The sequence below is a fragment of the Aeromicrobium sp. EU05-FHT14F07 genome, from assembly GCF_058790455.1.
Window position 1 is genome coordinate 79,205 of record NZ_JBYTCR010000004.1, and the last position, 25,729, is coordinate 104,933.

The window sequence follows — 25,729 nt, forward strand, 5'->3', positions numbered from 1 at the left end:
TCATGGCTCGCAACGAGGTCTTCCGCGACGCGGACCACCTGTCCCTGCCCGTCCCCGACGGCACCAAGGCCGGCGCGCCCGTCATCGTCGGTGCGCTCGTCGGCGTCACCCAGACCGCCGAGGGCAACGGAGGCAACCCCGAGGGCTACGCCACCGTCTGGACCAAGGGCGCCCACCGACTGCCCGTCGGCTCCGGCGGCACGCTCGCCATCGGCGCACCCGTCTACATCACCAGCGGCGGCAGCCTGTCGCCAACCGCATCCGGCAACACCCTGTTCGGCTACGCCCTCGAGGCGAAGCCGTCCGGAGCGGCCACCATCGTCGTGCGCATCGCACGGGTCTGAGAGGAGACCACCAACATGACCATCCAGACCCTCACCGGCACGGCTGCAGAGGCCGTCGCCAACGAGTCCGCGTTCGGGCCCCGCGCCCGACTGTCCGAGGCCGCCATCAGCGAGGCCCAGGACAAGATGGCCAAGGCGTTCAAGGGATCGCGCCGCGGCATGCTCGAGTTCCAGGAGGCGCTCGTCGCGGGCGACTTCCAGCAGGCCGTGTTCCAGGTCCTCGACCGCGAGGTCATGGACCGCTACGAGGACATCAGCCCCGTGTGGAGCCAGTACGTGTCCACCACCACGGTCCGGGACTTCAAGCCGAAGAACCTCATCGACCTGATGGGCGGCAAGGCCGGCCTCGACGTCGTCCCCGAGCTGTCGGAGTACCCCGCGCGCAGCATCAGCAAGGCGCTGTACCGCCTCAAGGTCTCCAAGTACGGCGGACGGTTCGCGATCTCGTGGGAGGCGATCGTCAACGACGACCTCGACGAGCTCCGCAACCTGCCGGAGAACCTCGCCGTCGCGGCCCGCGACACCGAGTCCCGCGCCGCCGCGTCGCTCCTGACCGACGGCAACGGCCCGAACAACAGCCTGTTCAACGCCACCGCCTGGGGACGCACCTACGACCCGGACACCGACACCTGGTCGGGCGGCTCGTCGAACCTGATCGCCGGCAACCCCGTCCTGACGATCGACAGCCTCGAGGCCGCGCTCAACGCCATCCAGCAGCGACGCGACCCCGAGGGCCGACCGATCGTCGTGCGCGCCTACAAGCTCGTCGTGCCCGCCGCGCTCGAGTTCACGGCCCGCAAGATCCTCGACGCCCGCGAGATCCGCACGACCACCGGCAACCAGGAGGTCGTCAGCAACAACTACGTCTCCGGACGGGTGCAGCTGGTCGTCGACCCGTGGCTGGACGTGCTCGACACGTCGGCCACGTCGCCCACGACCTGGTACCTCGTGCCCGACCCGGCGTCGGCGCGCAAGGCGCTGTGGCTGGGCAAGCTCCGCGGCCACGAGACCCCGGACGTGCGCGTCAAGGCCGACACGGGTTCGCGCGTCGGCGGCGGCGCGATCGCTCCGGAGGAGGGCTCGTTCGACCTGGACGACATCCAGTACCGGACGCGTCACGTGCTCGGCACCGCGGGCACCGACATGATCGCCACCGCGGTCTCCACCGGCGCCGGCTCCTGATGCCGGAGCCGGTCACTACGTCCGAGCTCCTGCTGCAGCGGATCGCCGATCGACTGGACTCGATCGCCGACGAGCTGCGGCGGGGCTCGGAACGACCCCAGCCGGTCAAGAAGCCGGCACGCAAGAAGGCTCCGTCGACCCCGGACAGGGTCGACGTCGACGGGGACTGAACCCCCTGGGTCGAGGGTTCAGCAGCCCGTCACCCCTGGAAGACCGCCCCTGGCGCAGCAACCGTCCTTCCTGCTGCGCCAGGGCGCGGCCCCACAGACAAGCCCGAGGGAGGACACCGTGGCAGACGACACGACCAGCATCCGGCAGGTCCGCCTCCTCCTCAACGACGTCGACCCAGCCGCACAGGTCTTCACCGACGCCGACATCAACGACTTCCTCGCCCTCGAGGGCGGGCACGTCAAGCTCGCCGCCGCGCAAGCCATCGACACCAACGCCTCCAACGAGGTACTCGCGTCCAAGGTGCTCCGCTCCCAGGACTGGCAGACCGACGGCGCCAAGGCCGCCGACGCGCTCCGCAAGCACGCTCAAGCCCTGCGGGAGCAGCACGCCAACGCGGTCGCCGACGAAGACGACGGCTGGTTCGAGGTCGTCGACGCCCCCAGCCGTTGGCCCGAGCTCACCGAGCGTCCCAGCGGCTGGTGATGACGGTGCCCCGCCCCAACCGCTCGCACGGCCGCCCCGGCACGCGAGTCGTGCCCGTCAACTTCGAACGCGACCACGCCCACACGATCGCCCTCTCGTTCACCGCGACAGGCCGCGTCTGGCCTGCCGCGACCGTCCCAGCGACGATCAACGACGACCTGTCCTACACGCCGGCCAGTACCACCAGCGCCCTGTACGAGGGCGGGATGCGGTTGCAGGAACTCGCACGCACCGAAGTGCAGCGGCTGTTCGGCGATGAGTTCCAGACCGTCACCGTCTACCGCGTCGTCCTCGACCTGGACGCTGCCGGCGACATCAGCCGCGGCGACCGGATCGAGGTCACGCACAGCAGCGACATGACGCTGTCATGGATGACGATCGCGCGGGTCACGCGCGGGTCGATCCGCATGGAGCGCGACGTGTACGCGGTCGACGACCAGACGCGCAGGAGCACCGCAGCATGAGCGGGTTCGACTTCTCCGAGCTCAACCGGTTGGCCGTCGACATGTCTGGCGCGGACCGCGAAACGCTTCCGGCCATGCGCGCTGTGCTGCAGAAGGGCTCCGCTGACATCAAGCGGGACGCGCAGGCGCTCGCGCCGGTCGACACCGGCAATCTGCGCTCCTCCATCACCTACGAAACGCACCAGCTGGTCTCTTCGGTGCGAGCGGAGATCGGTCCGACCGCCGAGTACGGCGTCTACGTCGAGCTCGGCACCTCCACTCAGGCTCCGCAGCCGTACATGGGCCCCGCGTTCGACCGGAACGCGCCCGCCATCGAAGCCGCGGCCGCGCAGATCGCCACCGACATCGCCTGAACGGAGCGCCCGCATGACGGCCACTATCCCGCGGCGCCTTCTCGTCGCCGCCGTCAACGACCGCCTCGACACCATCCCCAACCTGACCGTCTACCTCCGCACAGTCGACCCGGAACCGCCCACCATCAGCGAGAAGGACCAGCGGGTCCGCCCCTACGTCGTCCAGCACCCCAGTGCAGGCATGACCGACGACGTCCGTCTCGGCGGCACCCGCAACGGCCTCACCTGGACCACGCAGCTGACTGTCGTCGCCGGCACCCCGGACGCCCTCGAGCCCGTCGTCGACGCCATCACCACCCGCCTCGACAACTGGCGGCCCACGTTCACCGGCGACCACGCCGACACCATCGTCGGCCGCCTCCACCTCCTCAACGACCCCGGACCCAGCCGCCGCGACGACAACGAGTCTCCCGCCCGCTACTGGACCCCGCTCATCTACCAGCTCACCACCTGAAGGAGCACCCATGCCCGTCTTCCCGACCTGGATCCGCGTCCAGGACGCCACCGGAGAGTTCGACTGGCCCAAGGGCAAGCCGCTCCGCCCGGGCGTCACCCTCGTCGACGACGCGCCGGAGCACATCGGACGCGTCGCCCGCGACCCCAAGCCGTTCACCGACAAGGCCGGCAACCCGGTCCAGCGGACCCCCTACGACAAGAAGACCGTCGCCGAGCTGCAGGACGAAATCAGCGTCCGCATCGACGGCGGTCGACAGGTCGACCCCGTCAGCGATCGCAAGGCAGACCTCATCGCCGCGCTCATCGCCGACGACAACGCTTCCGACTCCACCCCGGGGCCGGACGACGGGAACAACCCCGACCACGAGACCGGCGCCGCCGGCGAAGGAGATGAGTGACCATGGTGATGCCCCCTGGCGTCGTCGGCGACGGCATGATGAAGGTGGCCCTGCTGACGACCTTCAGCGGAACGCTCACGGCGACCGCAGCGAACGCAGCCGAGGACGTGACCTGCGAGTTCACCGCAGACGGCTTCAACCGAGGCGTGAACGAGGCGACCGTCACCGACGAGCGTCTCTGCACCACGCAGGACGGCGAGGAGCCCGGCCGGTACAGCGAGACGCTCGAGACGATCTACGTCTGGGACCAGCAGAACGCCGAGGACTACATCCTCTACGACACGCTCAAGCGTGGCGTGAAGCGCTACTACCTCGTCCGCTACGGCAAGCCGTTCGACCAGCCGTTCGTCGCTGGTGACGTCGTCGACGTCATCCAGTTCGCGGCCGGCGTGCAGAACCGGCAGAACACGCCCGCCAACGAGAAGCAGAAGATCGCGCAGAAGGCGTTCATCGGCGCCGGCGGCGTCACCACCGACCTCGCGATCGCTTCCTGATCTCGCGGGGCGTGGGCGGCCTTCCCGGTGCCGTCCACGTCCCGCGACCCCTCCCACGGGGGAACGCATGTCGTCACACCGGGAGCACACCGGGAGGAACACCAGCATGTCCATCACCATCAAGCGCACCCGCGGCACCATCGAACTCTGCACCGACATGGCCCTGCAGACCGAGTGGGAGCGGCGCACCAGCGAACTGCAGCAGCTCAAGCAGCACCCCGACCGTCGCCTCGGCGACCCGGTCCTGACCGCCAAGGCCCACGAGATCACCGCCCTCGAGGACAGCATGGCCGAGTCGACCGTCGTGTTCGAGCTCGAGGCCCTGCACCGCAAGCAGTGGAACGAGTTCGAGGCCAAGCACCCCGCCGACAAGGAAGTCCAGATGGACACCGCGTTCGGTGTGCACGTCGCCACGTTCGTCGACGACGTCTACAGCAACACCCCCACGATCGTCGGCGTCACCAACAAGGTCACCAACGAGCCGGTCGAGTTCGACCCGGCCAGCGAGTGGCAGCAGCTGGCCGACGAGATGACCGACGGTGTGTTCTCGAAGTTCGCGATCAAGCTGTTCGAGATCAACCGTGGCGGTGGTGGCGCCCCTTTCTCGCGCGACGCGTCGCTGATGACCCGGTACTCCGAGGAGAGCTCGAGCTAGCCGAACGACTCGGCATCAGCCTCAAGCGGCTGAACGGGTGGGAGCCGACCACCACCTACCATCACGACTCCGACGGGCGCCTCACCCACTCCACGGTCGAACCGGAGTGGGACGACGTCGAACGTGACTGGATGCTCGCCCTCACGCACGTGCGCCGAGAGCTGACCTGCGAACTGTGCGGCCTGCCGACCGAGCAATGCCGTGCAGCGGCCATGGACGGCAACGTGGCCGTCGACGTCGAACGCTGCCACGTGACCGCGGCGCTGCTGCGCAAGCGTCGCGCGAACGAACAGGACGGGTTCGACCTGCCCGAGTCGCTGTCCTACGCGGCGCGGATCCCAACACCTGTCACCGCTGAACCGCCGGCCTGACCCCGCCTAGCGCCAGGCCCCACGCGCGGGCCTCCCTGAACTGCACAACGACGACACGCCGGGAGGTTCCGCATGGCCGACCGGTCCGTCAGGGTCGTTCTGACGCTCGATGCTGGGCAGTACAAGACCGCCTTGCAGCAGGCGTCCCGCGACACTGTCGCGCTCGGGTCGCAGGGACAGCGCTCGGGGTTTCAGATCCGCAACGCGATGCAGGTCGCGGCCGGGTCTGTCGCGACGGTCGGCATCGCGAAGCTCGTCAAGGACTCGGTCCAGTTGGAAGCCGCCTACTCGCGGACCATGCGTCAGGTCGCGCAGCAGACGAAGGCGCCCAAAGCTGCGATGTCCGAACTGGACGACCTGGCGATGAAGCTCGGCGCCGACACCGTGTTCTCCGCTCAGGAGTCCGCGTCGGCGATGCTCGAGCTGGCGAAGGGTGGTCTGTCGCCGGCGCAGATCCAGGCTGGCGCGTTGAAGAACTCGCTCACCCTGGCGGCGGCGGGCAGCCTGGACCTGGACGTGGCGGCGAACTCGGTCGTCAACACGATGGGCGCGTTCCGGTTGGAAGCGTCGCAGACCGACGAGGCGGTGTCGGCTCTCGCGGGCGCCGCAAACGCCTCGAGCGCGGACGTCTCGGACATCACGCAGGCGCTCGCGCAGGCCGGCACCGAGGCCAACTCGGCGGGCCTGTCGGTGCAGGAGACCACGGGCATCCTGGCGGCGTTCTCGAACGCGGGCATCCAGGGTTCGGACGCGGGCACGTCGCTGCGGACCATGCTGACGCGCCTGGTGCCGCAGACGAAGGAACAGGCTCAGGCGATGGCCGCGCTGGGGCTGACATTCACCGACAGCAACGGCGAGTTCGTGTCCGCGACGCAGATCGCCGAGCGGCTACAGCGCACCTTCGGTGGCATGTCCGCGAAGGAGCGGACGGCCGCGTTGACGACCATCTTCGGTGCTGACGCCCGCCGCGCGGCGAACGTCCTCATCCAGGAGGGCGCCGACGGCCTCGAGGACTACATTCGGCAGACGTCGGACCTGGGCGCGGCGCAGCGTCTCGCGGACGCGTCGATGTCGGGCACCTCGGGAGCACTGGAGAACCTGTCCGGGCAGATCGAGACCGCGAAGATCCAGTTCGGCAAGGGTCTGGCGCCCGCGATCGTTCAGGTCGCGGACCGGCTCTCGGACGTGGCCGGCAGCGGCGACCTCGAGGCGTTCGGCCGGGACGCGGGCGAGGCTGTCGTGGAGCTGCTCGACGAGCTCGCTCCCCTCGCGGCAAGCCTGCGGGACCTGTCCGGGTCCGCGCTGCCCGCGCTGGCGACCGCCGGCGGCACCGTCGTGGACGTTCTCGAGCTGGCGGCGGACGTCGTCACCCCGTTCGTGGACGCGTTCAACCGGCTGCCCGAGTCGGCGCAGCAGGCTCTGATCCTCGCCGGCGGCGCGCAGGTGCTCGGCCGGCGCCTGGGTGTCCTGCCTGGCGTGTCGGAGGCCGCTGGTGGCGGGCTGTTGACGTTCGGCGGCAACGCACGCAGCGCCGGGAACGACGCCAAGGGCAGCGTCAGCAAGATCGACGGGCTCGTCGGTTCACTCAAGGGGTTCGCGGGCATCACGATCGGGATCGTCGCGCTGCAGGGTGCGTCGAACGAGCTCGACAACCTCAACCGGTTCCTCAGCCAGGCGCGCGATAGCAGCGACGAACTGTCCAAGACGTTCACCGACGACGGCAAGTCGACCGCTGGCACGGTCGACGCGCTGATGAAGGCGTTCTCCGACGGCCGGATCGGGAAGAACGCTGGCGCGTTGGGCATCGACCTCGACAAGCTCGCGACCAGCCTCAAGAAGAGCGGCTCGCAGGGCGAGTACGTGCAAGAGGTGCTGGCGGGGCTGGACGAGAAGTACAGCCGTGCGTCCTCGGTGTTCTCCGACCTGCCGTTCGTGGAGACGCAGAGCGGCCGTATCGACGAGTTCAGGTCGGCTCTGCGTGACCTGACCGACGAACTCGACACCGCCAGCGAGAAGGCCGTCGAGCGCGCCGAGCAGCAGCGGCTGTCGGCGAACGCGTGGCTGATCTCCGCGGCCGGTCTGGACGACTACAAGACCGAGTTGATGGGGCTCCCGACGGAGGTCATCACCCGGATCCTGACGCCTGGCGCGTTGGACTCGGCTGCCGACGTCGAGGCGCTGGTCCGCAAGTACGAGCTCACCCCGGACCTGGTGCGCACGATCATCTCCTTGTCCGGCGCCGACTTCTCGGCCGAGCAGATGCGGGACATTCTGGGCCTGGCGGACCGCATCGACCGGCGCAAGGCACGCGCCACGGTCAACGCGCTGACCCGATCGGCGGAGGACGGTCTCAAGCGGGTCATCGGCCTGCTGGCGGGTGTGCGGAGCAAGAGCGTGTCCGTCACGGTGGAGCAGAACATCCGCCGGTCCTACTCCGATCAGGCGCCGTCGTCGAACTCGCTCGCCGACATGCTCACCGACCCGGCTGGCCGGTGGATGGGCGGCCGGGTGCCGGCCGGGTACGCATCCGGTGGCGTGGTGCCCGGGCGGCCCCCGTCGAACCCGATGCTGGACAACGTCATCGCGCGAGGCCCCGCTGGGAAGACGCTCATGGTGCGTTCTGGTGAGTGGATCATCAACGAGCGCTCCTCGCGCGAGAACGACGAGTGGCTGGCCGCGATCAACGCTGGCCTGAACCTGTCGGAGCTGCTGGGCGACGTCTCCGGGTTCGCGTCGGGTGGACAGGTCGACGCGGTCTCCTCGCTCGAGCTGACCCGTCTGCGGATCCGCATGCGGGACCTGCAGCGGTCGTTGAACGAGCGGGAGAAGTACGGCAAGAAGCCGAAGGGCAAGGACACCCGCCAGACGCGGTACGTGCTGCGTGGCCTGGATCGGGTGGAGGCGCGGCAGGATCTGATCGAGACCCGCCGCGAGTACGCGGGCACGCTGCGCGCGTCGCGGGATGCCCGCCGCCGTGGCATGAGCCCGGACGAGTACAACGAGTACCGCGACAACCGCGCCGAGCAGCGCCGCCAGCTGCGCGAGGACCGCCGCCAGGCGACCGACTCGTTCATCAGCAGCAACACGTCGATCGAGGGGCTGTCCACGCCTGAGCAGGTGGAGCGGGCGTTGGACCGGTCGATTGCGGACATGGCGACGCTGACGAGTCTGCTGTTCCAGTTGAAGGATCGTGGCGCGGCTCCGTGGCTGCTGCAGCAGCTGCAGGCGGCGGGTCCGTCGAAGTCGGCGATCAAGCTGGCCCGGCACTACCTGTCCGACGCGAACGCGTTGCGGCGTGTGAACGCTCAGGTCGCGACCCTGCAGGGGGTGGCTGGCGCCTACGGCCAGTTGACGACTGACCCGGCGTGGATGGCTGCCCGAGGCTGGTCGGGGAATCTGTCGGCTGCGCAGCGTCAGCAGGTCACGAAGCTCGAGCAGACGGTCACGATGAAGTTCGACGAGACGTCCCTGGCTCGCGAGGTCGCCCGCCTGGTCCAGCACAACCTGGACGCTGGCCAGCAGAAGGTGGGGGTGCTCGGATGACGGCCTACGGTCTCGGGCACTACGGCATCGGCCTGTACGGGATCGGAGCTGACGGGCCCCTTGAGGCGACCGCTGACCTGGGTGACGGGATCGTCCTCGGCCAGACCGACGTCCGCGGGATCCGCTGGTCCCTGCAGCGCGGCTCCGACCCGTTCGGCAACTCTCCCCCACCGCGCGAGGTCAGCGGACCGCGTGTCCGCGCACACGGCACATGGAACGCGACCCGCTACTACGAGTCGCGCGAGTGGCAGATCAGCCTGCAGGTCTTCGGCGAGCACACCGAACTGCACCTCGCACGCCACCGCCTCGCTGCGGTGTGCGGCATCAACCCGGTGCGCGTGGTCGTCGACGAACCGCACTTCGGCCGCCGGTGGGCTGACTTCCGCCGCCGCGGAAGCCTCGAGTGGAGCGAAACCTCCCCGAACACGGCAACCGCGTCGCTGGTGCTGGTCGCTGACGATCCCCTGATCCGAGGCGACCTGCAGACCGCGTCGACCGGCCCTGCGGCGTCCGTCGGCGGCCTGTCGTGGCCGGCGCAGTGGCCCGCGACGTGGGATGCGCAGGTCTCGTCCGGCCTGCTCGAGCTCGACAACGAGGGACTGGAGCCGGCGTCGGTGAAGTGGCGCATCCAGGGGCCGATCGTCGACCCGTACCTGATCGACGTGGCAACCGGTCGGACTCTGCGCACGACCCTGAGCCTCGCTGCCGGGGAGTACATCGAGCTCGACAGCGAGACGGAGCGGGCGTGGGCGCAGGGCGACATCTACGCCACGCGCACGTCGCAGACCTACGGCCGCTGGTTCGACATCGCGCCGGGTGGGTCGCAGGTGAAGTTCGGAGGTTCGTCGGTCGGTGCCGGCGCGCTGGTGACTGCTGAGTGGTGCCCGACGTGGGTGTGATCGTGAGGAGTAGTCGAGATGGTGTCTGACGGTTACGCACGTCGGTGGAACGGCGTCCAGTACGACGGGGCGCAGGAGCGGCGCCTGGACTCGGTCATGGTCGCCCCCGGTGGCAGTGGTCCGTTCTCGGGGCTTTCGGGCAAGCGGGTCAACGGGGCCGGGCTGGTCGTGTCGGTCGCGGGCACTCCGGAGCAGGTTTCGGTGACTGCGGGCGGTGGCGTGATCGTCGATGCGGGCTCCGATGCTGGCGTGTGGACGTTCGAGATTCCGCAGTCGGTGACGGTCGCGGGTGAGATCTCGCGTCCCGGGTCGGGGCAGTCGCGGATCGACTGGGTCGTGGCGCGTCTGTACGACTCGGATCTGCCGAGCGGTCGGAGGGACGTCGCCATCGAACGGTGGGCTGGACTGCCTGGCAGCAGCCCGTCCGATCCGGCGATCCCGGACGGCGCGGTGTACCTGCGTCTCGCGACGCTCACGGTCCCTGCGTCGGGCACGGCGATCACGGTCGCGCCGACGACTGACCGCACGGCTGCTGCTGGCGGCGTCGTGCCGATGTCGACGGCCCGTCGTGACGCGCTCGCGGCGGCTGGCGCACTGTACGCGGGGTTCGCGCTCTACAACACGACCAGCAAGCAGCTCGAGGTCTACAACGGGAGCATCTTCTTGCCCGGCGGCGTGCCGAACGCGCGTCGCCTGCTGAGCCGTGGCCCGTCGAGCGACAGCAGCGCTGACATCAGCATCGCCACGGCTACGAACCTCAAGATCACGTCGGCGCTCAACCCGCGCAATGGCGACGGCGGCAACGCATCCGGCATCACCCTGTCGGGCGGGACGCTGACCGTGACCCAGGACGGCCTCTACTACGTGGACGTCCGGTTCATCGTCCCGCGGCTGGCCTCGAACATCATCTGGACGATCGGCGTCGCCCTGAACGGCGAGACGACGTTCGACTACGACCGCTCGGACAAGCACTCCGGCGGCGTCGGGCACATCAACTTCACCGGCCACATCCCGCTCAGCGCGGGCGACAGCCTGCAGATGATGCTGCGTCAGGTGTCGGGCTCGACGCAGACGATCGCCTCCAGCACCGAAACGAACCGGTGGGAAGTGCGACGGGTCGGTTCGCTCTGATGCTGACTTGGTACGTCGCCGATTTCGTGACCGGCGACTTCGTCGAGCGTGTCCCGTTCCGCACGTCCAGCCTGCAGCGCACGGTCGGCGCACGGTCCTCGATCAGCGTCGAGCTCGACATCAACGACCCGTCCGTGCCGCCGGGCTGGGATCAGTTCATCGACCCGGTCCGGTCGTTGATCGTCCCGGTCGACGATGACACGCCGCTCGGCGGGTTCGTGGTCGAGGCCGGTTCGAACATCGGCGACCCGACCACTGCTCTGACCCTGGTCTCTCTTGAGGCTGTCCCGGAGCGGTTCTACTGCGTCGAGGGCACCTACTACGGCGACGAGACCGAGCGGACGTTCACCGAGACCGACGACGAGGCCGACGTGGCCGCATGGCTGCTTGCCGAGGTCATCACCGGATGTGGTTTCGAACTGTCAGTCACTCAGACCGGCAAGGGCGGCGACCACACGTACTCGTACTACGAGGACCGCACGGTCGCTTCTGCGCTGTCGGACCTCGCGTCGCAAGAGCAGGGCGTGGAGTGGGTGACGCGGGTGCGATGGGCCGATCAGACCCACAGGCGGTTCATCAAGTCGATCGAGATCGGTCCACGGGTCGGCCGCGACATGACCGAGACCGCGTTCCGCAACCGGCACCTCACGCAGCGTGTCCGGAACCGATCGTGGTCGAAGCTCGGGATCCGGGTGACGGCTACCGGTGACGGCGTCGGGGACTCGCGGCCCATGTCGAAGCCGGTCATTGACCAGGCCGCGATCGATGCCGGCGTGCCGCCCTGGCAGCTGCGGGTGCCGGCTCCTTCGATCGACGACGAGGCGGGCCTGGACCGGATCGCTGTTGCGGCTGCGGCGCGGTACCGCAACGGGACCGGGTCGTGGGAGCTGTCGCTGTCGCAGACCGATGGGCGGGCGCCGCGGATCGTGTCCGGTTTCGACGTCGGTGACCGGGTGCAGATGTCGCTCGATGCGACGGAGGACGATCCGGCGTCCTGGTATGGGACAGCCCGGGTCATCGGCTGGCGGGCGACGGTGGTCGACCACGTCATCACCGAGGCGACGCCGGTCATGTGGGATCCCGAGGAGGACGCGTGACGACCCTGCCGTCGATGAATCCGAAGAACCCGTGGGAGACGATCCAGCGGCTCGTGATCGACCTGCAGCAGCAGGTTGCGCAGATCCGCTCGTCGATGGGCACGTTGGAGAACGCGGCGGTCGGCAAGGGCGGGCTGACGCTCAAGGACTCCGGTGCTCTGACGATGCTGGACGAGGCCGGCCAGATGATCACGCAGATGCGTTCCGGCGCGGCCTCGTACTACGACCCGAGCACCGACGGCCGGGTCACCATCTACAAGGGTCGCGTGTACTTCTGGGACGTCGGCGGCGAGGAAGGTGACACCGCCGTGGCCGGCCAGATCATGGTCGATCAGGGTGCTGGCCGGAACGTGATGCGCCTGTTCCCGCCGCACCTGGCCGGGGCGCTGCTCGACACGTCGTTCACCATGCGTGGGCGCACTGACGAGCAGACCGGCATGGCCTGGCTGTATACCGACGGCGACTGGCTCCAGGAGGTCGACGGGCTGGCGTCGACGCGTGCGGCCTCGATCATCCTGAACACCACCGGCGGCGAGCTGGGGATCTACGGCCTGCCGACGACGTCGGGCGGCTACCTGCTGCGCTACAACCAGGTCGGCGGCAAGTGGACCATGGCCCTGGACTCCTCCTCGCGTCGCTACAAAACCAACATCCGCGACGCTGACCTCCACCCGGCCGACGTGCTGAAGTGGCGGCCGCGGCGCTGGCAGGACATCAACCAAGGTGAGGACGCTCCCTGGAACACCGGCCTGATCGCCGAAGAGGTGCACGACGCGGGCACGACCGAGTTCGTCATCTACGACGAGCAGGGGCGCCCGGACGGCATCCGCAAGGAGATCCTCGCCGTCGGCCAGCAGGTCGTGCTGCAGGACCACGAGCGCCGCGTCGCCGAGCTCGAGCAGCACGTCGACCAGCAGGCGCAGGAGATCGCAGCACTGCGCGACGCCAACGAGGCGCTCGCTCTCCGACTCGAGGCTCTGGAGGCGCGCTCGTGACCAACCACAGAAGGTTCCTGCGACTGACCCGGCTCAACCGCGGCGCGCGCGACGCATGGCTGCTCGGCTGCTCCCTCTTCCTGCTGTTCGGCCCCGTCCCTGAATCGCTCGAGCAGCTCGGAATCACCGGGGGCGCAGCCGACCTCTGGGTCGCCGGCCTGGCTGTCGGTGCGCTGACGTCGCTCGCGGGCGTCGTGCTCGCCGGCCAACGGCGGAGTCGTGTCGCTCCGAAGCTCGAGATCTACGGCTGCATGTTCGCCGGCTTCGCCATGCTCGTCTGGGCCATCGGAGCGGTGACGCAGCCGCACGCCACGGCCATCTCCTACGCGCTGGGTTGCTACTTCATGGCCGGCGTACACGGGCAGGTGTACCGGGCGCTCTACATCGCCGAGCAGGGCGGAGAGATCCGGTGAACCTCTGGCTCGCAGCGGGCAGCATCGTCGTCGGGCTCATGGGTGCAGGCGGGATCGGCTCCGTGATCGTCAAGCACATGGAGATCCGCGCCGAGGAGCGCAAGACCGCGAGCTCGGGCGACAAAGAGAACCAGCTGATCGACCAGTACCAGGAGCACGCCGCCTCCCAGGACGCCAAGATCGAGCGCCTCGAGAACCGCATGGACGCCTCCTACCGCCGCGAGCGCGTCCGGGACGACTACATCGCCGTCCTGCGTCAGCACATCGCCGACGGCAAGCCGCCACCACCGCCTCCGTTTCCGCCCGGCCTGCTGGCCGGCGGCGCCCCCGAGATCTGACCATCCAGCTCAGGAGACCCCATGGCCACCACCACCCTCTACGGCATGCCCACCTGCCCCTGCGTGCGCACGTGGCTGCCCACCTTCGAGAAGCTCCTGACCCGCTACGGCATCACGGCCCGGACCACGCAGCTCACCGGACACTACGGCCCCAGCGGCGGCACCCACGCCGGCGGCGGCGCGATCGACCTGATCATCGTGAGCACCGGGGGCCGAACGCTCCGCGCGGCCTACGCTCTGCTGATCAAGCTGGCCCGCATCGCGGGAGCCGACCCGTCCTGGCACCGCCCCAAGAACTGGGACAACGCCAGCGGCATCGAGCACGCGCACCTCACCCTGCGCGGCTGCAAGCATCGTGCCGCCGCCGCGGTGGACCAGGAGCGCGCGGTCGACGCTGGCCTCAACGGACTGGCGAACCGCGCCCCCGACCCCGACTATCGTCCGCTGTCGCACCGCTCCTGGGCCGCAGGCGTGCGCTGGATGCGCTGGAAGCTCCTCCCGAGCCTGCCCGGCCTGCGTGTGGTCACCGCAGAGAGGGGGCTCCCGGTACGCACCTCGCGCGGCACGAAGGGACCTGTCGTCAAGGTGCTGCCCAAGGGCGCGAAGTTCCGCGTCGTCGGCCGCGACAAGAAGCGCCCGGACTGGTTCGTCACCACCCGCGGCAACCGCGTCAGCGCGGATTCCCGCTACTCGAGGAAGGCCTGAGCCATGCACTCGATCGTCATCGCCCTGGCTGCCGCGGCCCGCTGGCTGAACGCACGCCGCAAGGCCATCGTCGCGTTCGTCATGCCGGGCCTCGTGCTGCTCGCACCCACCCTGCTGACCGGCGGCGTGCCAACGGCGGCCGACGTGCGCGTCGCACTGGTCACCTGCCTGCTGACCGCGCTCGGGGTCGAGCGGATCTCCAACCGCTCCACCGCGCAGGACTGACGATGCGTCTCGTCCTGCGCGGCTTGTGGCAGCAGTTCCGGCCGCAGCGTCGCGGCGAGACCCCTGAGCAGTACATGGCTCGCCGCTACCCCCACCTCACCCCGCCGCTGCCGTGGACCGACGGCTCGGACTGACCAGGAGATCCGCTGATGCCACCCATCGAACTCGACCTGCCTGAGATCATCCCTGGGCTGGACCAGTGGGGCGGTAAGAACACCGCCGCTCTGCTGACCCTGCTGCAAGCCGTCAACAGCACGATCGCCAGCCTCGACGTCCGGGCGGGTCACCTGTGGTCGATCCACACGGACGGTACCGAGACCGATCTCGGCTCGCTGCCGGTAGGTCCTCCTGGCGGCGTGAACAAGGTCGCGAACCTGCAGGGGGACATCGGCGCGCAGCAGCTGGTGGACGCCATCGCGGGTCCACTTTCTGCCCAGATACGTACCCATGTCGGCCCCGCTGCTCCGACCCAGTACCCCGTTGGCACCGAGTACGTCTGGTTCAAGACCGACAGCAACGGCGTCGCCCTCGACATCCTCACCGGAAAGGCCTGACCCATGCCTGACTCCATCCTCGCCGCCCTCGCGAAGGCCGCCGACGTCCGCCGACTCCTGCCCTTCGAGGAGCGCGTCATCCGGGAGGGACTGCCCTACGCCACCTCCGCAGCCTTCACGGGCACCGCGGCGGTCAACGCCACGTGGGGAAGCCAGTTCATGCTGCCCGGCCTCACGCGGGCGTTCTGGTGCGAGACGGCCGTGGTGACGTCGAACCGGAACCTCGTCGTGCAGATCAAGACCAACGGCGAAGCGCTGGGCTCGGGGACCTCCGACGCGATCGACGTCGTGGTCGGACCTGGAGGTCCAGTCACCATCCCGATGAGGAAGCTGTACCGACCCTCGCAGTACGCCTCCTCCGGCGCTCTCGGCAACGGCGTCATCCGTGCGCTGCTCGGAGACACCGACTACACGAACGCGCAGATCCGTATCAATCTGACGGGCGTGAGCATCACCGACGACCTCAACTACGAGGCCGCCAAGACCGTGCTCGTCGTGGGCGACTCGATCACCGGCCCCGGCACGGGGCCGACGGCGAAGACGAACCAGTGGGACTGGCGCCTCCTCGCCTACCTCAAGAGCCTCGGCGTGGACCTGCGCCTGCTCAACCAGTCGATGTCCGGCACCACCTCCACGAACGCCGAGCGTCGACGAGCGCACGGCGACTACGACCACTCCCAGGTCGACCACATCGTCTACGCGATGGGGGCCAACGACGCCGGCCAGTCGGTGTCAACGGCGACCTACAAGGCAAACGTCGCCGCAGCGATCACGTGGAAGAAGAAGCGCTACCCCGACGCGACTATGCACGTGTTCGGGGTGACGCCGCTGGAGAACAACACGTCCGAGATGAACGCCGCGGCCCTGCGCACGGCAGCGAGCGAGGCCGTCTCCGAGGCCACCGACGCGAAGGTGAGGTACTGCAACCTCGGCGGCGCGTTCGACCGGACGGTCTCGAGCAACTACGCCAGCACGGACTCAGCGGGGTCCCGAGTCCACCCGAACGACGCGGGCCACGCCGCGATCTGGGGTGTCGTCCAGCCGTTCATGCAGGCCAACCCGGTCCTCGTCTGAGTCCTTGAGCTTCCGAGTCGAGGAGGCGATGACTGCCAGAACCAGGAACGCCGGGACGATCGTGTAGTTCAGGCCGTAGAGGTGCAGCGAGAGGAACACCTCGGTCACGCACTGCACGGCCGTGTAGATCGCCAGCGGCAGGACGACGGTCTTCCGATGCTTGACGCCCGTAGCGACGATGAGCACGAGCAGCAGGATGATCAGGATGAAGCCGAGGATGCCGCCCTCGACGAGGCCCTCGAGCACCTGCTGATGGGCGTGGAAGAAGGTCGAGCGGTCGGACGAGAACGGCGTACCGGCCTCTGGCTGGAAGGCCAGTGGCCCCCATCCGAACAGGGGTCGGTCGTCCCAGTATTCGCCGACGATCGACCAGATCCTGGTGCGGCCGTTGACGCTGACCACGTCGCTCGTGAGTCCCTGCTCGTCGGCCAGGAAGCCGAGAACGGACGGCAGCGCGGCCAGTCCTGCGATCCCGACGGCGATGGCGCGCAGGACCCACACTCGCGATGCGACGATCCACATGACGGCGCCAGCGAGCACGAGCGAGACGGCCGCGACGCGGGCCTCGGCTAGGAGCAGCGTGACCAGGCAGGCCGGGGCGATCAGGAATCGGTAGCGCATCTTGACGGCGAAGATGGTCAGGACGCAGATGACGGCCGTCGCACCGATGAGGTTCGGGTGGGGTGTGAGGCCAGCGAACCGCTCCGGGATCCCGGGCAGAGGGAGGCGTCGGAAGTCGGTCGTCCGCCCTCCGTAGATGAGGACTGGAACGGTCGGCAGTAGCACCAAGCTCGCCACGATGACGGTGCTGCTCACCCGCGCAGCCAGACGGGTGACGTGAGCTAGGTCAGCGCCGCTGAGCAGAGTCAGGATCACGATGCCGGGCAGGAAGGTCAGGCCAAAAATCTGGCCGGCAGTGAGCACCGTGTACGGGCCGCCGTTGATGACCAGAGAGATCACCTGCACGCTCGCGAATGCAGCGACGGTAACGCTGAGCGGGTTCCAGATGGCGAACCTGCGATTGGCCACTCCGACCTGCGACAGGATGGCGGCCAGCAGTACCGCGGCGAGGATAGCCGCGCCAAGCACCAGCCCCCCGGCCTGGACCTTCACCAGCCCGAGGCGACCGATGGCGACCCCGGCGCACGACGTCACGGTGGCGAACCAGACAACAACGTCGAGCGAGCGTGGACTTTGAGCTGCTCGCTGGCGGGCGCCCCACCACTGGAGGGCGATGGCGAACCAGATAGCGCCGACGGCCGCGCCCACGGCAGCGATGAGGAGGCTCACGGCATCGGGTCCTCGCGGTGGCGGTACCAGTGCGCCAGTGTGCTCCACGACCAGAGGGCCAGCCCGACGAGGGCGCCCCCGGCAAAGATCCGTGAGAGGAAGTCGAGCGGCCCCCAGGGCTCGACCTCCCACAGGAGGACGCACGCCGCGCACAGAGCGAGCATCACGACGGTGATCAGACCGCCGATCGGGATGCGCCCGTTCTCGTCCCTCTCCAGCATTGGCCGATCGTAACGGAAGCCAGACGCCGAACCGCGCCTCTTGCGCTCAACAGCTATCGCAACCCCAGCACTCGACCACATAACTACACACTTGACTAGTCACATGTGTACACGTACTGTGAGGGCATGAACACGGCTCCCTTCGCCCCTGGCGACAAGATCACCACCGACCACACTTGCGCGGGCGAGCTGTGCTCAACGCCTGTGGAGGTCGAGCGCATCACGAAGATGGGCGGCATCACCGCCGACTTCCGCATCGGCGCGACCCGTTGCGATGGGACGCCTATGGACGTGCTCGTGTGGGCCGACGGGAGCGAGGCGTCGTGACGGTCTCGCCCACGGCACTCGGGCGCCACGGGTCGCGACTTCCTCGCGCCGATCAAGGGCCGACGGTGACCGCGGCGCTGGAAGCCGAGATCCTCGAGGCTCACCGCGAGATGGCCGCTGCGTCTGCGAGCATGGATCCCGTGCCTCCGAAGCAGCCGAAGAAGGTCCAGTACACCTACCGCGCGCCCGAGCGGCTGTACGAGGCGGTCCAGGCGAAGGCTGCTGAGAACGGCGAGACGGTCGCTGACGTCATCCGGCGCGCGTTCGAGCGGTACGTCGAGCGCGACTGACCTCGCCGTGCACCTTTCGTCGGCCACGTGACTACACGCGGATTGACCACGTAACTGCACACCCAGCTCCCACCCGCCCCCGTCCAGCCGCCCCGGCTGGGCGGGGGCGTTTCGTCGTTCCTGCCGCCTACGCTCGACCGGGTGATCCTCCACGGCACCATCCAGCAGACCCCCGCACCCGACGCGACCACCGACACCGACATGCCCCTCGACGAACTCACCGCCGAGGCCGACGACTACGACACCGCGTACACCCAGCTCGAGCAGCAGCTCCCCGACGGCTGGCGGCTCATCTCCGTCCGCCAGCCATGATGGTCGACGTCCCGCACCACACCAACGTCGGCAACGCCATGCCCTCGAAGCACTGGCAGATCGTGCTCAACCAGGCGTGGCCTAAGAGCGACGAGAACGGTCCCCACGCTTGCGGCATCCGCGACCTGCCGATCGACAGGCGCTACCCCGTCCACGTGCGTCTCAACTTCAAGAACGACGGCTGGAACATCCTCCCCGGCATCGTCCGCCGGCAAGCCAACGGCTGCGTGTACGTCCACGTCGACGACCCGCGCGTCACGGTGCACACCGTCTGGGTCAGCGAACGGAACGTGCGGGAGGTGGACTGAAAGCACGAACGCCCCGCTGGTAAACCGGGGCGTTCGGCGGGTGCGGGCCAGACGTCCTAGGAACCAGTCCGCGGTGCACTGATGAGGCGAACCCCAACGGCACCCACAGTCTAGCCCGCCAGGCGACGCTAGACGTCGATCCCGAACCGCCGCGCCGACCGAGACCGCTGTCCTGGCGCCCATGACCGGCGGTCACAGAACCCCTCTCCGTGCCGGTTCACACAGCAACATCACGCAACACCGAAACGCCGTGATTGCAGCAATCCGCCCCCTCAGGCCCATCCTGTCAAGGGCCAAGAATCGGGTTCGAATCCCGTAGGGGGTACCACCGGCAGGTCGCTCGGCGACCCGCCCTCCTGCACCCGTCACCGCCGCGTCCTCGCCCATCGCGCCGTGACGCCGTCGTGCTGCGTCGCGCCCGACCCCGTGCCGCGAGGGCCCCACCCCGGCCTCCACAGCCCGCGGGACGTGGCCCCCGTCACGCGCCGCGCTTGACGAATAGTGTGCCGCCCCTCACACTCGTTTCGATACAACCTCTCACGGAATGAGAATGTGATGCACGTAGCGGTACTTGGACTCGGTGAAGCCGGCGCGCTGTACGCCTCGGCCTGCACGATGCAGGGCTGGGACGTCACGGGCTACGACCCCGGCGACGTCCCCACGCCCGACCACGTCGTCCGCGCGACCTCGATCGCCGACGCAGTCCTCGAGGCCGACGTCGTGCTCGGCCTCACCGGGGCTCGGGCCGCCGTGGCCGTGGCCACCGAGGCCGCCACAGCGATGCGTCCCGGCTCCTGCCTCGCCGACATGAACTCGGGCTCGTCGGCCCTGAAGGACGACGTCCGCGCCGCACTCGAGGGGCACGACGTCCTCCTCGCCGACGTCGCCGTGATCGGCTCGGTCCCGACCTTCGGCGCCCGCACCCCGCTGATCGTGAGCGGCTCCGGCAGCGCCGTCGCCGCCTCGTTGTTCGCCGCGCTCGGTGCCGACGTCGACGACATCAGCGGTGCGCCCGGCGACGCCGCCACCCGCAAGCTGGTCCGCTCGAGCTGGATGAAGGGGGTCGCGGCGCTCATCGTCGAGACGCTCGAGGCCGGCCGGGCGGCCGGGCTCGAGGACTGGACCCGCGAGCAGGTCGCCGAGCAGCTCGCCGACGGCGCTGTCGCGATGGACCGGCTCTACGACAGCACCTACAAGCACGCCGCACGGCGGGCACACGAGATGCGCGACGCGACCCGGCAGATCGCCGACGCGGGCCTGGTGCCCGTCATGGCTCGCGCGACCGCGGCTCTGCACCAGCAGCTCGCCGAGAACCACACGATCGTCGACGCCGAGGTGCTCCGTGCGTGGGAGGACCTGCCGGTGGCCAACATCGGCGACGCCCGCGGTCGTCTCGGCATCACCCGCGACCTGCACGCCCCGTGGCGCGGCGCGACCATGGTCGGCCGCGCCCGTACCGTGACCGTCGCCGGTGGCGACAACGTCGGGATCCAGCGCATCATCGACGAGGCCCGCCCGCACGACGTCATCGTCGTCGACGGACAGGCCGACACCAGCCGCGCCCTGGTCGGCGAGCTCATCGCCGGTCGCCTCATCGCCCAGGGGGTCGCGGGCATGGTCATCGACGGCGCCATCCGCGACGCGGAGGACCTGCAGGACATGGGCTTCCCCATCTGGCACCGTGCCCGCAACGCCGCCGGCCCCTACAAGAACGGGCCCTTCCACCACGGGGAGCCCGTGTCGGTGGGCGGGGTCGTGTGCCTCGAGGGCGACCTCGTGGTGGCCGACGGCGACGGCGTCACCTTCGTCCGGCCGCACGAGGCGCCCGCGCTCCTCCCCGCCGCCCGCGCCGTGCAGGAGGACGAGGCCCGGCGTCGCGAAGGCATCACGGCGGCCGTCGACGCGTACCGTCGGGCCCAGGAGGAGGTGTCGTGAGCGCGATCATCGCCCTGCTCGTCTACATGGCGGCCATCGTCGTGTGGAACTTCGTCCTCGGCCGCAACATCGGCGAGGCCATGCTGGTCGGCCTGCTCGTCGTCACGGCGTTCGCCGGCGCCGACGCCTGGACCGTCCTCACCCACGCCTTCTGGGAGGCCACGCAGGAGCAGGTCATGTTCGCGGGCCTCGCCTTCGTCTTCATGAGCTACGTCCTCGGCCAGACGCCGGTGCTGGACCGGATGATCGACATCCTGAACTCGGTGCTCGGCCGCGTCCGCGGCGGACCGGTCTACACGAGCACCGTCGCCGCCGGAGCGTTCGGCTCCGTCGCCCACGTGGGCGCGTCGGTGACGGCAGCGGTCGGCTCGATCACCATCCCCTGGATGAAGCGCGCCCAGGTCCGGCCGGAGATCGCGGGCAGCGTCGTCGCCGGGTGCGCCGGCATGGGCGTCACGTTCCCGTTCAGCTCGACGATGTTCATCCTCACGGGTGCCCTGGCGACCACCGGGACGCTCACCGTGGACGAGCTGGTCATCCCGCTCGCGATCGGCGGTCTCTGGTGCCTCGGTGTGCGCCTCGTGGTGAACGCCTACATGGTCCGCAAGTACGACCTGCGCGCGATGGACCCCGCCGACCGACTGCCGTTCGTGCGCAGCTTCTCCCGGGGGTGGACCTCGCTGACCCTGTTCATCGGGATGGTCGTGCCGGTCCTGCTCACGATGGGCTGGACGTCCGCGCGGCTCAGCGACTACGTCGGCGTCGACACGGGTGAGGCGCTCAGCCTCATCGTCTGGATCCCCGTCCTGATGATCGCGATCGTCGGGTTCCTCGGCCGGCGACACCTGCCCCGCGCGGGCCGCGACTGGTTCGAGCTCCTCGCCGGGGCCGCTCCGCGGTTCGGGGTCATCGGCGTGACGATCGTGGCCGCGTTCGCGGCGGCGAACGTCCTCGGCGAGCTCGGACTGCCGGCGCAGCTGACCACCGCGCTGGAGGCCGTCGACGCCCCCCGTCCGGTGATGGCGCTCATCGTCGGTGCCGTCGTGGTCGCGATCGCCATCCCGCTCACCGCGTCGGCCACCATGGCGGCGATCGGTCCGGTGGCCGTGGCCGCGCTCATCGGCGTCGGCGTCGAGCCGGCCGTGGCGGCGACGGCCGTCCTCATCTTCGCCTCGACCGAGGGCGCCTCGCCCCCGTCCGGCGCGCCGATCTACGTCGCCGCAGGACTCGCCCAGGTCGACCCCGCCAAGATGTTCCGCCCCCTCGTCACCTACTTCTGCCTGCCCATCCTGGGCATCGGCGTCCTCATCGCGTCTGGAGTGCTGCCCGTATGAACCCCCTCGACCACCCGACGACCCTCGATCCGTCCACGACACCGTCCGAGAGACCGGCGACGGCCCGGCTGCGATCCTTCCTGCGGCTCGGCTTCGTCGTCACGCTCCTGGTGTTCCTGGCCGGCGGGTTCGTGCTCGTCGGGGCGCAGGCCGTGGAGCTCGTCACCGGCGACGGTCCCGCGGTGGCCGCGATCGGGGAGCGGCTCGGGCCGCCGACCTTCACGATCGCCACCGTGTGCGGGCTGTTCGCGTTCGCGCTCGAGTACCTGCGACCCGCCAGCGCGAGGGACGAGGATGCCTGACGGACCCCTCGACGTCACCGCGTCGTACGACGACCTGCTGCGACGCGGTGACGCCCCTCCAGGCTCCACCTGGGGACTGTTCGACCCGACCAGCGAGCGCGGCATGGCCGACCTCGCCGGACCGGAGCAGGTGCTCGCGGCGGCGGCGCTGGTGCGGACGGGCGAGGTCGTGAACCTCGACCACGGCCTCGCCGCCTTCGACCCGCCGATGGCCCGCGCCCGCCAGGCGCCCCGGCACACGATCGTCGCCGGGCACCCGCAGTCCCGCGACGACAGCCTCGACTTCTTCCTGCAGGCGAGCTCCCAGGTCGACGGCCTACGGCACCGGCGCGCCCAGGACTGGGGGTTCTACGACGGGCACGCCGACGCGCGGATCGCCGTCGGCAGTCCCACCCTCGGGGTGCAGCGCTGGGCCGAACGGCCCGTCGTGGGTCGCGGGGTGCTGCTCGACGTCGCGGCCGCCCGGGCCGACCTCGGGGCGCCGCTGGACCACGCACGAGGCGAGGTCCTCGAGGTCGACGACCTGGAGGCCGCCGCCCGGCGTCAGGACGTCGCCGTCCGGCCGGGCGATCTCGTGCTCGTGCACACCGGCTGGGCCTCGTGGTACCTCGCGCTGGACCGGGAGGCACGCATCGAGGTCCGCGACCGTCGGTGCGCCACCGGCTTCGGGCAGCGCCGCGCCCTCCCCCGGTGGCTCTGGGACCACCGGGTCGCCCTGTTCGCCACGGACACGTTCGCGGTCGAGCGGCTTCCTGTGGTCCCCGACACCGAGTTCGCCGCGTCGGCCGTCGACGACGCGGGGATGATGCACCAGGAGCTCATCGCCTCCCTCGGGATGCCCCTGGGCGAGCTGTGGCGTCTCGACGCCCTCGCCGCGGCGTGCGCGGCGGACCAGCGCTGGCACTGCCTCGTCGTCGTCAAGCCGCTGCACCTCGAGGGCGGGGTCGGCTCGCCGGCCAACGCGACGGCCCTGCGCTGAGGACAGGGGTCTGAGCGAGCGGGGCTGCGCCGATCGGGGTCAGAGCCGGCGGCTGAGAGCGGACGCCGCGTTGCGCACGGCTGCCGACCACGCCTCGATCCGCGACTCCGGGAAGGTCTCCGTCGTACCCGCCACCTGGAGGGCGGCCACGACGTCGTCGCCCAGGCGCACGGCGGCCGCAACGGAGCGGGCGCCGATGACGCGCTCCCCCTCGGAGACCACGTAGCCGCGTGCTCGGATCGTCACCAGCGCCTCGCGCCACGCCGCGAGGTCGATCTCGACGCCGCTGGCGGTGACGAACGGCACCGCCTCGTCGACCACCCGCTGCTGCAACGACTCCGGGAGGTAGGCGGCGAGCACCTTGCCCGCGCCCAGGTGCAGCGGCAGCCGCTCCCCGACGGGCAGCTCGTAGCGCAGCGGGTTGGACCCCTCGACGCGGGCGATGACGGCGCGGCTGGTGCCGGTGCGCACGAAGACCGACGAGGCGAGCCCGGTCTCGGCGGCGAGGTCCTGCAGCACGGGACGGGCGTTCAGCACCAGCGGACTGCCGGTCAGGAAGGCGTGCGCCCCGAAGAGCAGGCCGACCCCGGCGCGGTAGCGGTTGTCCTCGCGCTCGACCCGGCCGCGGGTCTCGAGCGCACCCAGGATCCGCTGGGCCGTGGCCACGTGCAGACCCGAGCGGCGGGCGATCTCGCTCAGCCGCAGGCCCTGGGGCGCGGCCTCGAGCACCTCGAGCACGTCGATGGCGCGGTCGAGCGAGCGCATCGTCGACGCGTTCGACTCCGCCACCACCACGCCTCCTCGGGTCTCGGGCGCGCTGCCCGACGAGAGCCGATCCTACGGGAGCGTCGACGCCGCTCCCCGGACCCGCGGCAGCCGGTCGCGCCGGGGTGACGCGGGCAGGTCAGGGCACGCCGAGGACGCTCCCGAGCGCATCGCACCGCAGGCTGCGTCCCGCGTTCGAAGTGATCTTGGTCACACCTTGGGCGATTCACCGAGAATCCCGTCTGACCTGCGCAGATCAGAGTTGGAACGGTGTAGTTCGCGACCTACAGTGGCGTCATGGTCGTCGTCTTCCTCACCTTCCTCAGCCTCATCCTGACGCTCTTCGTCGGCGCCATCTTCCTGCTCGGGGCGCACCGCCTCGTGACGATGGTCGTCCGCTACGTCGAGACCCATCCGACATACTCCGAAGATGCCCGCCGGACGCTTCGCTCCCTCGCCGTCCGGCGACCTGCACGTCGGTAACCTCCGCACCGCGCTGCTCGCCTGGCTGTTCGCGCGCTCGACCGGGCGAGCCTTCGTGCTGCGCGTGGAGGACCTCGACCGTGTCCGTCCCGGCGCGGAGCAGCGACAGCTCGACGACCTCGCGAAGATCGGCCTCGACTGGGACGGACCGGTGGTCCGCCAGAGCGAGCGCCGCGCCGCGTACGACGCGGCGGTCGAGGTGCTGGCCGACGCCGACCTCGTCTACCCCTGCTTCTGCACCCGCCGCGAGGTCCAGGACGCGCCCAGCGCACCCCACCTGCCTCCCGGCGCCTACCCGGGGACCTGCCGCGACCTGACCGACGCGCAGCGGGCGGCCCGGGCCACCGCACGACCCGCCGCGCTGCGGCTGCGTGCCGCGGTGACCTCGTGGACGGTGCACGACGTCCTGCACGGCGACGTCGAGGGGGTCGTGGACGACGTGGTGCTGCGCCGCAACGACGGCACACCCGCCTACAACCTCGCGGTCGTCGTCGACGACGCCGCGCAGGACGTCGACCAGGTGGTGCGGGCCGACGACCTGCTCACCTCCGCGGCGCGCCAGGCATACCTCGCGTCGCTGCTCGACCTGCCCGCACCCACCTACGCGCACGTGCCGCTGGCGGTCAACGTCGACGGCCGTCGCCTCGCGAAGCGCGACGGGGCCGTGACCCTGCGCGACCTGGGTCGCGACCGTGCGTGGTCGATGATCGTCGAGTCGCTGGGCCTCGTCGGCGACACCCCCGCGGACCTGCTGGGGTCCTTCGCGGCCGGGACGGTGCCCCGCCGGCCCTGGACCGTCCTCGGCTGAGCGGGCTCGACGAGCAGGACGGACCGGGCC

General features: G+C 69.9%; 36 protein-coding genes. 32 read left to right on the forward strand and 4 right to left on the reverse strand.

The features are described from left to right. Positions 1-2: 2 nt before the first annotated feature. The 23 genes from AC3WRM_RS05530 (at position 3) to AC3WRM_RS05640 (ending at position 16,345) form a co-directional block, all read left to right on the forward strand. On the forward strand, positions 3-344 hold the full coding sequence (locus AC3WRM_RS05530) for a DUF2190 family protein (protein WP_492248715.1): 342 nt from the start codon (positions 3-5) through the stop codon (positions 342-344). A 15-nt stretch (positions 345-359) separates the two neighbouring features. Beyond that, positions 360-1,526, forward strand: a complete 1,167-nt coding sequence (locus AC3WRM_RS05535; RefSeq protein ID WP_492248714.1) for a phage major capsid protein — start codon at positions 360-362, stop codon at positions 1,524-1,526. After that, on the forward strand, positions 1,526-1,696 hold the full coding sequence (locus AC3WRM_RS05540; RefSeq protein WP_492248713.1) for a hypothetical protein: 171 nt from the start codon (positions 1,526-1,528) through the stop codon (positions 1,694-1,696). Before AC3WRM_RS05535 ends, AC3WRM_RS05540 begins: the two co-directional genes overlap by 1 nt. A 118-nt stretch (positions 1,697-1,814) precedes the next feature. Next, complete coding sequence (locus tag AC3WRM_RS05545) at positions 1,815-2,180, forward strand: hypothetical protein (protein WP_492248712.1); 366 nt, start codon at positions 1,815-1,817, stop codon at positions 2,178-2,180. Next, the gene (locus AC3WRM_RS05550) at positions 2,180-2,644 is read left to right on the forward strand and encodes a DUF6093 family protein (protein ID WP_492248711.1); all 465 of its coding nucleotides are present in this window, start codon (positions 2,180-2,182) and stop codon (positions 2,642-2,644) included. The genes AC3WRM_RS05545 and AC3WRM_RS05550 overlap by 1 nt, the downstream gene beginning before the upstream one ends. Next, the gene (locus AC3WRM_RS05555; RefSeq protein WP_492248710.1) at positions 2,641-2,997 is read left to right on the forward strand and encodes an HK97-gp10 family putative phage morphogenesis protein; all 357 of its coding nucleotides are present in this window, start codon (positions 2,641-2,643) and stop codon (positions 2,995-2,997) included. The genes AC3WRM_RS05550 and AC3WRM_RS05555 overlap by 4 nt, the downstream gene beginning before the upstream one ends. 13 nt (positions 2,998-3,010) lie before the next feature. Continuing rightward, entirely contained in the window at positions 3,011-3,451 is a 441-nt protein-coding gene (locus AC3WRM_RS05560) for a hypothetical protein (RefSeq protein WP_492248709.1), read from the forward strand. 10 nt (positions 3,452-3,461) lie between these two features. Next, entirely contained in the window at positions 3,462-3,851 is a 390-nt protein-coding gene (locus AC3WRM_RS05565) for a hypothetical protein (protein ID WP_492248708.1), read from the forward strand. Positions 3,852-3,853: 2 nt separating this feature from the next. Continuing rightward, positions 3,854-4,345 (forward strand): phage tail tube protein, encoded by a 492-nt coding sequence (locus AC3WRM_RS05570; protein WP_492248707.1) that lies wholly within the window; start codon positions 3,854-3,856, stop codon positions 4,343-4,345. A 106-nt stretch (positions 4,346-4,451) separates the two neighbouring features. Beyond that, positions 4,452-5,000: a hypothetical protein gene (locus AC3WRM_RS05575; protein ID WP_492248706.1), complete on the forward strand. Its 549-nt coding sequence runs from the start codon at positions 4,452-4,454 to the stop codon at positions 4,998-5,000. A 131-nt stretch (positions 5,001-5,131) separates the two neighbouring features. Next, complete coding sequence (locus AC3WRM_RS05580; RefSeq protein WP_492248705.1) at positions 5,132-5,371, forward strand: hypothetical protein; 240 nt, start codon at positions 5,132-5,134, stop codon at positions 5,369-5,371. Between the two features lie 72 nt (positions 5,372-5,443). Then, the gene (locus AC3WRM_RS05585) at positions 5,444-8,914 is read left to right on the forward strand and encodes a phage tail tape measure protein (RefSeq protein ID WP_492248704.1); all 3,471 of its coding nucleotides are present in this window, start codon (positions 5,444-5,446) and stop codon (positions 8,912-8,914) included. Further along, positions 8,911-9,813, forward strand: a complete 903-nt coding sequence (locus AC3WRM_RS05590; protein ID WP_492248703.1) for a hypothetical protein — start codon at positions 8,911-8,913, stop codon at positions 9,811-9,813. The genes AC3WRM_RS05585 and AC3WRM_RS05590 overlap by 4 nt, the downstream gene beginning before the upstream one ends. Before the next feature lie 96 nt (positions 9,814-9,909). Next, the gene (locus AC3WRM_RS05595) at positions 9,910-10,944 is read left to right on the forward strand and encodes a hypothetical protein (RefSeq protein ID WP_492248702.1); all 1,035 of its coding nucleotides are present in this window, start codon (positions 9,910-9,912) and stop codon (positions 10,942-10,944) included. Continuing rightward, entirely contained in the window at positions 10,914-12,041 is a 1,128-nt protein-coding gene (locus AC3WRM_RS05600) for a hypothetical protein (protein ID WP_492270913.1), read from the forward strand. The genes AC3WRM_RS05595 and AC3WRM_RS05600 overlap by 31 nt, the downstream gene beginning before the upstream one ends. Continuing rightward, positions 12,038-13,036, forward strand: a complete 999-nt coding sequence (locus tag AC3WRM_RS05605) for a tail fiber domain-containing protein (RefSeq protein WP_492248700.1) — start codon at positions 12,038-12,040, stop codon at positions 13,034-13,036. Before AC3WRM_RS05600 ends, AC3WRM_RS05605 begins: the two co-directional genes overlap by 4 nt. Beyond that, entirely contained in the window at positions 13,033-13,449 is a 417-nt protein-coding gene (locus AC3WRM_RS05610) for a hypothetical protein (RefSeq protein ID WP_492248699.1), read from the forward strand. Before AC3WRM_RS05605 ends, AC3WRM_RS05610 begins: the two co-directional genes overlap by 4 nt. Then, on the forward strand, positions 13,446-13,787 hold the full coding sequence (locus AC3WRM_RS05615; RefSeq protein ID WP_492248698.1) for a hypothetical protein: 342 nt from the start codon (positions 13,446-13,448) through the stop codon (positions 13,785-13,787). The genes AC3WRM_RS05610 and AC3WRM_RS05615 overlap by 4 nt, the downstream gene beginning before the upstream one ends. 21 nt (positions 13,788-13,808) lie before the next feature. Further along, the gene (locus AC3WRM_RS05620) at positions 13,809-14,492 is read left to right on the forward strand and encodes an SH3 domain-containing protein (protein WP_492248697.1); all 684 of its coding nucleotides are present in this window, start codon (positions 13,809-13,811) and stop codon (positions 14,490-14,492) included. A 3-nt stretch (positions 14,493-14,495) separates the two neighbouring features. Then, positions 14,496-14,717 (forward strand): hypothetical protein, encoded by a 222-nt coding sequence (locus AC3WRM_RS05625; protein WP_492248696.1) that lies wholly within the window; start codon positions 14,496-14,498, stop codon positions 14,715-14,717. 2 nt (positions 14,718-14,719) lie between these two features. Next, complete coding sequence (locus tag AC3WRM_RS05630; protein ID WP_492248695.1) at positions 14,720-14,851, forward strand: hypothetical protein; 132 nt, start codon at positions 14,720-14,722, stop codon at positions 14,849-14,851. A 15-nt stretch (positions 14,852-14,866) separates the two neighbouring features. After that, positions 14,867-15,271: a hypothetical protein gene (locus AC3WRM_RS05635; RefSeq protein ID WP_492248694.1), complete on the forward strand. Its 405-nt coding sequence runs from the start codon at positions 14,867-14,869 to the stop codon at positions 15,269-15,271. Between the two features lie 3 nt (positions 15,272-15,274). After that, on the forward strand, positions 15,275-16,345 hold the full coding sequence (locus AC3WRM_RS05640) for an SGNH/GDSL hydrolase family protein (RefSeq protein WP_492248693.1): 1,071 nt from the start codon (positions 15,275-15,277) through the stop codon (positions 16,343-16,345). Here the strand turns inward: AC3WRM_RS05640 and AC3WRM_RS05645 are convergent. After that, a complete protein-coding gene (locus AC3WRM_RS05645) occupies positions 16,250-17,635 on the reverse strand; it encodes an O-antigen ligase family protein (RefSeq protein WP_492248692.1) in 1,386 nt (461 codons plus the stop codon). The genes AC3WRM_RS05640 and AC3WRM_RS05645 overlap by 96 nt on opposite strands. Continuing rightward, positions 17,632-17,856, reverse strand: a complete 225-nt coding sequence (locus AC3WRM_RS05650) for a hypothetical protein (RefSeq protein ID WP_492248691.1) — start codon at positions 17,854-17,856, stop codon at positions 17,632-17,634. Before AC3WRM_RS05650 ends, AC3WRM_RS05645 begins: the two co-directional genes overlap by 4 nt. 126 nt (positions 17,857-17,982) lie before the next feature. Here AC3WRM_RS05650 and AC3WRM_RS05655 point away from each other — a divergent pair, with 126 nt between their 5' ends. The 8 genes from AC3WRM_RS05655 to AC3WRM_RS05690 all read left to right on the forward strand — a co-directional run bounded on the left by AC3WRM_RS05655 (position 17,983) and on the right by AC3WRM_RS05690 (position 23,643). Further along, positions 17,983-18,183 carry a hypothetical protein gene (locus AC3WRM_RS05655; RefSeq protein WP_492248690.1) on the forward strand — a complete coding sequence of 67 codons (201 nt, stop codon included), beginning with the start codon at positions 17,983-17,985 and terminating at the stop codon, positions 18,181-18,183. 140 nt (positions 18,184-18,323) lie between these two features. After that, positions 18,324-18,473 carry a ribbon-helix-helix protein, CopG family gene (locus tag AC3WRM_RS05660; protein WP_492248689.1) on the forward strand — a complete coding sequence of 50 codons (150 nt, stop codon included), beginning with the start codon at positions 18,324-18,326 and terminating at the stop codon, positions 18,471-18,473. A 141-nt stretch (positions 18,474-18,614) separates the two neighbouring features. After that, positions 18,615-18,785 (forward strand): hypothetical protein, encoded by a 171-nt coding sequence (locus tag AC3WRM_RS05665; RefSeq protein WP_492248688.1) that lies wholly within the window; start codon positions 18,615-18,617, stop codon positions 18,783-18,785. Next, positions 18,782-19,093 (forward strand): hypothetical protein, encoded by a 312-nt coding sequence (locus AC3WRM_RS05670; protein ID WP_492248687.1) that lies wholly within the window; start codon positions 18,782-18,784, stop codon positions 19,091-19,093. Before AC3WRM_RS05665 ends, AC3WRM_RS05670 begins: the two co-directional genes overlap by 4 nt. Before the next feature lie 555 nt (positions 19,094-19,648). After that, entirely contained in the window at positions 19,649-21,028 is a 1,380-nt protein-coding gene (locus AC3WRM_RS05675) for an RraA family protein (RefSeq protein ID WP_492248686.1), read from the forward strand. Continuing rightward, entirely contained in the window at positions 21,025-22,362 is a 1,338-nt protein-coding gene (locus AC3WRM_RS05680; protein WP_492248685.1) for a TRAP transporter large permease subunit, read from the forward strand. Before AC3WRM_RS05675 ends, AC3WRM_RS05680 begins: the two co-directional genes overlap by 4 nt. Further along, positions 22,359-22,664, forward strand: a complete 306-nt coding sequence (locus AC3WRM_RS05685; RefSeq protein ID WP_492248684.1) for a hypothetical protein — start codon at positions 22,359-22,361, stop codon at positions 22,662-22,664. The genes AC3WRM_RS05680 and AC3WRM_RS05685 overlap by 4 nt, the downstream gene beginning before the upstream one ends. Further along, the gene (locus AC3WRM_RS05690) at positions 22,657-23,643 is read left to right on the forward strand and encodes a cyclase family protein (RefSeq protein WP_492248683.1); all 987 of its coding nucleotides are present in this window, start codon (positions 22,657-22,659) and stop codon (positions 23,641-23,643) included. The genes AC3WRM_RS05685 and AC3WRM_RS05690 overlap by 8 nt, the downstream gene beginning before the upstream one ends. Positions 23,644-23,682: 39 nt before the next feature. Here the strand turns inward: AC3WRM_RS05690 and AC3WRM_RS05695 are convergent, their stop codons facing one another. Then, positions 23,683-24,432: an IclR family transcriptional regulator gene (locus AC3WRM_RS05695; RefSeq protein ID WP_492248682.1), complete on the reverse strand. Its 750-nt coding sequence runs from the start codon at positions 24,430-24,432 to the stop codon at positions 23,683-23,685. A 186-nt stretch (positions 24,433-24,618) separates the two neighbouring features. After that, entirely contained in the window at positions 24,619-24,822 is a 204-nt protein-coding gene (locus AC3WRM_RS05700; RefSeq protein WP_492248681.1) for a hypothetical protein, read from the reverse strand. Between the two features lie 16 nt (positions 24,823-24,838). On the opposite strand from AC3WRM_RS05700, the gene gluQRS reads away from it, so the two are divergent. After that, positions 24,839-25,699: a tRNA glutamyl-Q(34) synthetase GluQRS gene (gene gluQRS, locus AC3WRM_RS05705; protein WP_492248680.1), complete on the forward strand. Its 861-nt coding sequence runs from the start codon at positions 24,839-24,841 to the stop codon at positions 25,697-25,699. Positions 25,700-25,729: the final 30 nt, after the last annotated feature.

Bases quoted from the DNA above. Each gene is read 5' to 3' on its own strand.
- AC3WRM_RS05530 (WP_492248715.1), top strand. From the start codon at position 3: ATGGCTCGCAACGAGGTCTTCCGCGACGCGGACCACCTGTCCCTGCCC.
- AC3WRM_RS05535 (WP_492248714.1), top strand. From the start codon at position 360: ATGACCATCCAGACCCTCACCGGCACGGCTGCAGAGGCCGTCGCCAAC.
- AC3WRM_RS05540 (WP_492248713.1), top strand. From the start codon at position 1,526: ATGCCGGAGCCGGTCACTACGTCCGAGCTCCTGCTGCAGCGGATCGCC.
- AC3WRM_RS05550 (WP_492248711.1), top strand. From the start codon at position 2,180: ATGACGGTGCCCCGCCCCAACCGCTCGCACGGCCGCCCCGGCACGCGA.
- AC3WRM_RS05555 (WP_492248710.1), top strand. From the start codon at position 2,641: ATGAGCGGGTTCGACTTCTCCGAGCTCAACCGGTTGGCCGTCGACATG.
- AC3WRM_RS05560 (WP_492248709.1), top strand. From the start codon at position 3,011: ATGACGGCCACTATCCCGCGGCGCCTTCTCGTCGCCGCCGTCAACGAC.
- AC3WRM_RS05565 (WP_492248708.1), top strand. From the start codon at position 3,462: ATGCCCGTCTTCCCGACCTGGATCCGCGTCCAGGACGCCACCGGAGAG.
- AC3WRM_RS05570 (WP_492248707.1), top strand. From the start codon at position 3,854: ATGGTGATGCCCCCTGGCGTCGTCGGCGACGGCATGATGAAGGTGGCC.
- AC3WRM_RS05575 (WP_492248706.1), top strand. From the start codon at position 4,452: ATGTCCATCACCATCAAGCGCACCCGCGGCACCATCGAACTCTGCACC.
- AC3WRM_RS05580 (WP_492248705.1), top strand. From the start codon at position 5,132: ATGCTCGCCCTCACGCACGTGCGCCGAGAGCTGACCTGCGAACTGTGC.
- AC3WRM_RS05585 (WP_492248704.1), top strand. From the start codon at position 5,444: ATGGCCGACCGGTCCGTCAGGGTCGTTCTGACGCTCGATGCTGGGCAG.
- AC3WRM_RS05590 (WP_492248703.1), top strand. From the start codon at position 8,911: ATGACGGCCTACGGTCTCGGGCACTACGGCATCGGCCTGTACGGGATC.
- AC3WRM_RS05595 (WP_492248702.1), top strand. From the start codon at position 9,910: ATGGTCGCCCCCGGTGGCAGTGGTCCGTTCTCGGGGCTTTCGGGCAAG.
- AC3WRM_RS05620 (WP_492248697.1), top strand. From the start codon at position 13,809: ATGGCCACCACCACCCTCTACGGCATGCCCACCTGCCCCTGCGTGCGC.
- AC3WRM_RS05625 (WP_492248696.1), top strand. From the start codon at position 14,496: ATGCACTCGATCGTCATCGCCCTGGCTGCCGCGGCCCGCTGGCTGAAC.
- AC3WRM_RS05630 (WP_492248695.1), top strand. From the start codon at position 14,720: ATGCGTCTCGTCCTGCGCGGCTTGTGGCAGCAGTTCCGGCCGCAGCGT.
- AC3WRM_RS05635 (WP_492248694.1), top strand. From the start codon at position 14,867: ATGCCACCCATCGAACTCGACCTGCCTGAGATCATCCCTGGGCTGGAC.
- AC3WRM_RS05640 (WP_492248693.1), top strand. From the start codon at position 15,275: ATGCCTGACTCCATCCTCGCCGCCCTCGCGAAGGCCGCCGACGTCCGC.
- AC3WRM_RS05650 (WP_492248691.1), bottom strand. From the start codon at position 17,856: ATGCTGGAGAGGGACGAGAACGGGCGCATCCCGATCGGCGGTCTGATC.
- AC3WRM_RS05655 (WP_492248690.1), top strand. From the start codon at position 17,983: ATGAACACGGCTCCCTTCGCCCCTGGCGACAAGATCACCACCGACCAC.
- AC3WRM_RS05670 (WP_492248687.1), top strand. From the start codon at position 18,782: ATGATGGTCGACGTCCCGCACCACACCAACGTCGGCAACGCCATGCCC.
- AC3WRM_RS05675 (WP_492248686.1), top strand. From the start codon at position 19,649: ATGCACGTAGCGGTACTTGGACTCGGTGAAGCCGGCGCGCTGTACGCC.
- AC3WRM_RS05685 (WP_492248684.1), top strand. From the start codon at position 22,359: ATGAACCCCCTCGACCACCCGACGACCCTCGATCCGTCCACGACACCG.
- AC3WRM_RS05690 (WP_492248683.1), top strand. From the start codon at position 22,657: ATGCCTGACGGACCCCTCGACGTCACCGCGTCGTACGACGACCTGCTG.
- AC3WRM_RS05700 (WP_492248681.1), bottom strand. From the start codon at position 24,822: ATGGGTCTCGACGTAGCGGACGACCATCGTCACGAGGCGGTGCGCCCC.
- gluQRS (WP_492248680.1), top strand. From the start codon at position 24,839: ATGCCCGCCGGACGCTTCGCTCCCTCGCCGTCCGGCGACCTGCACGTC.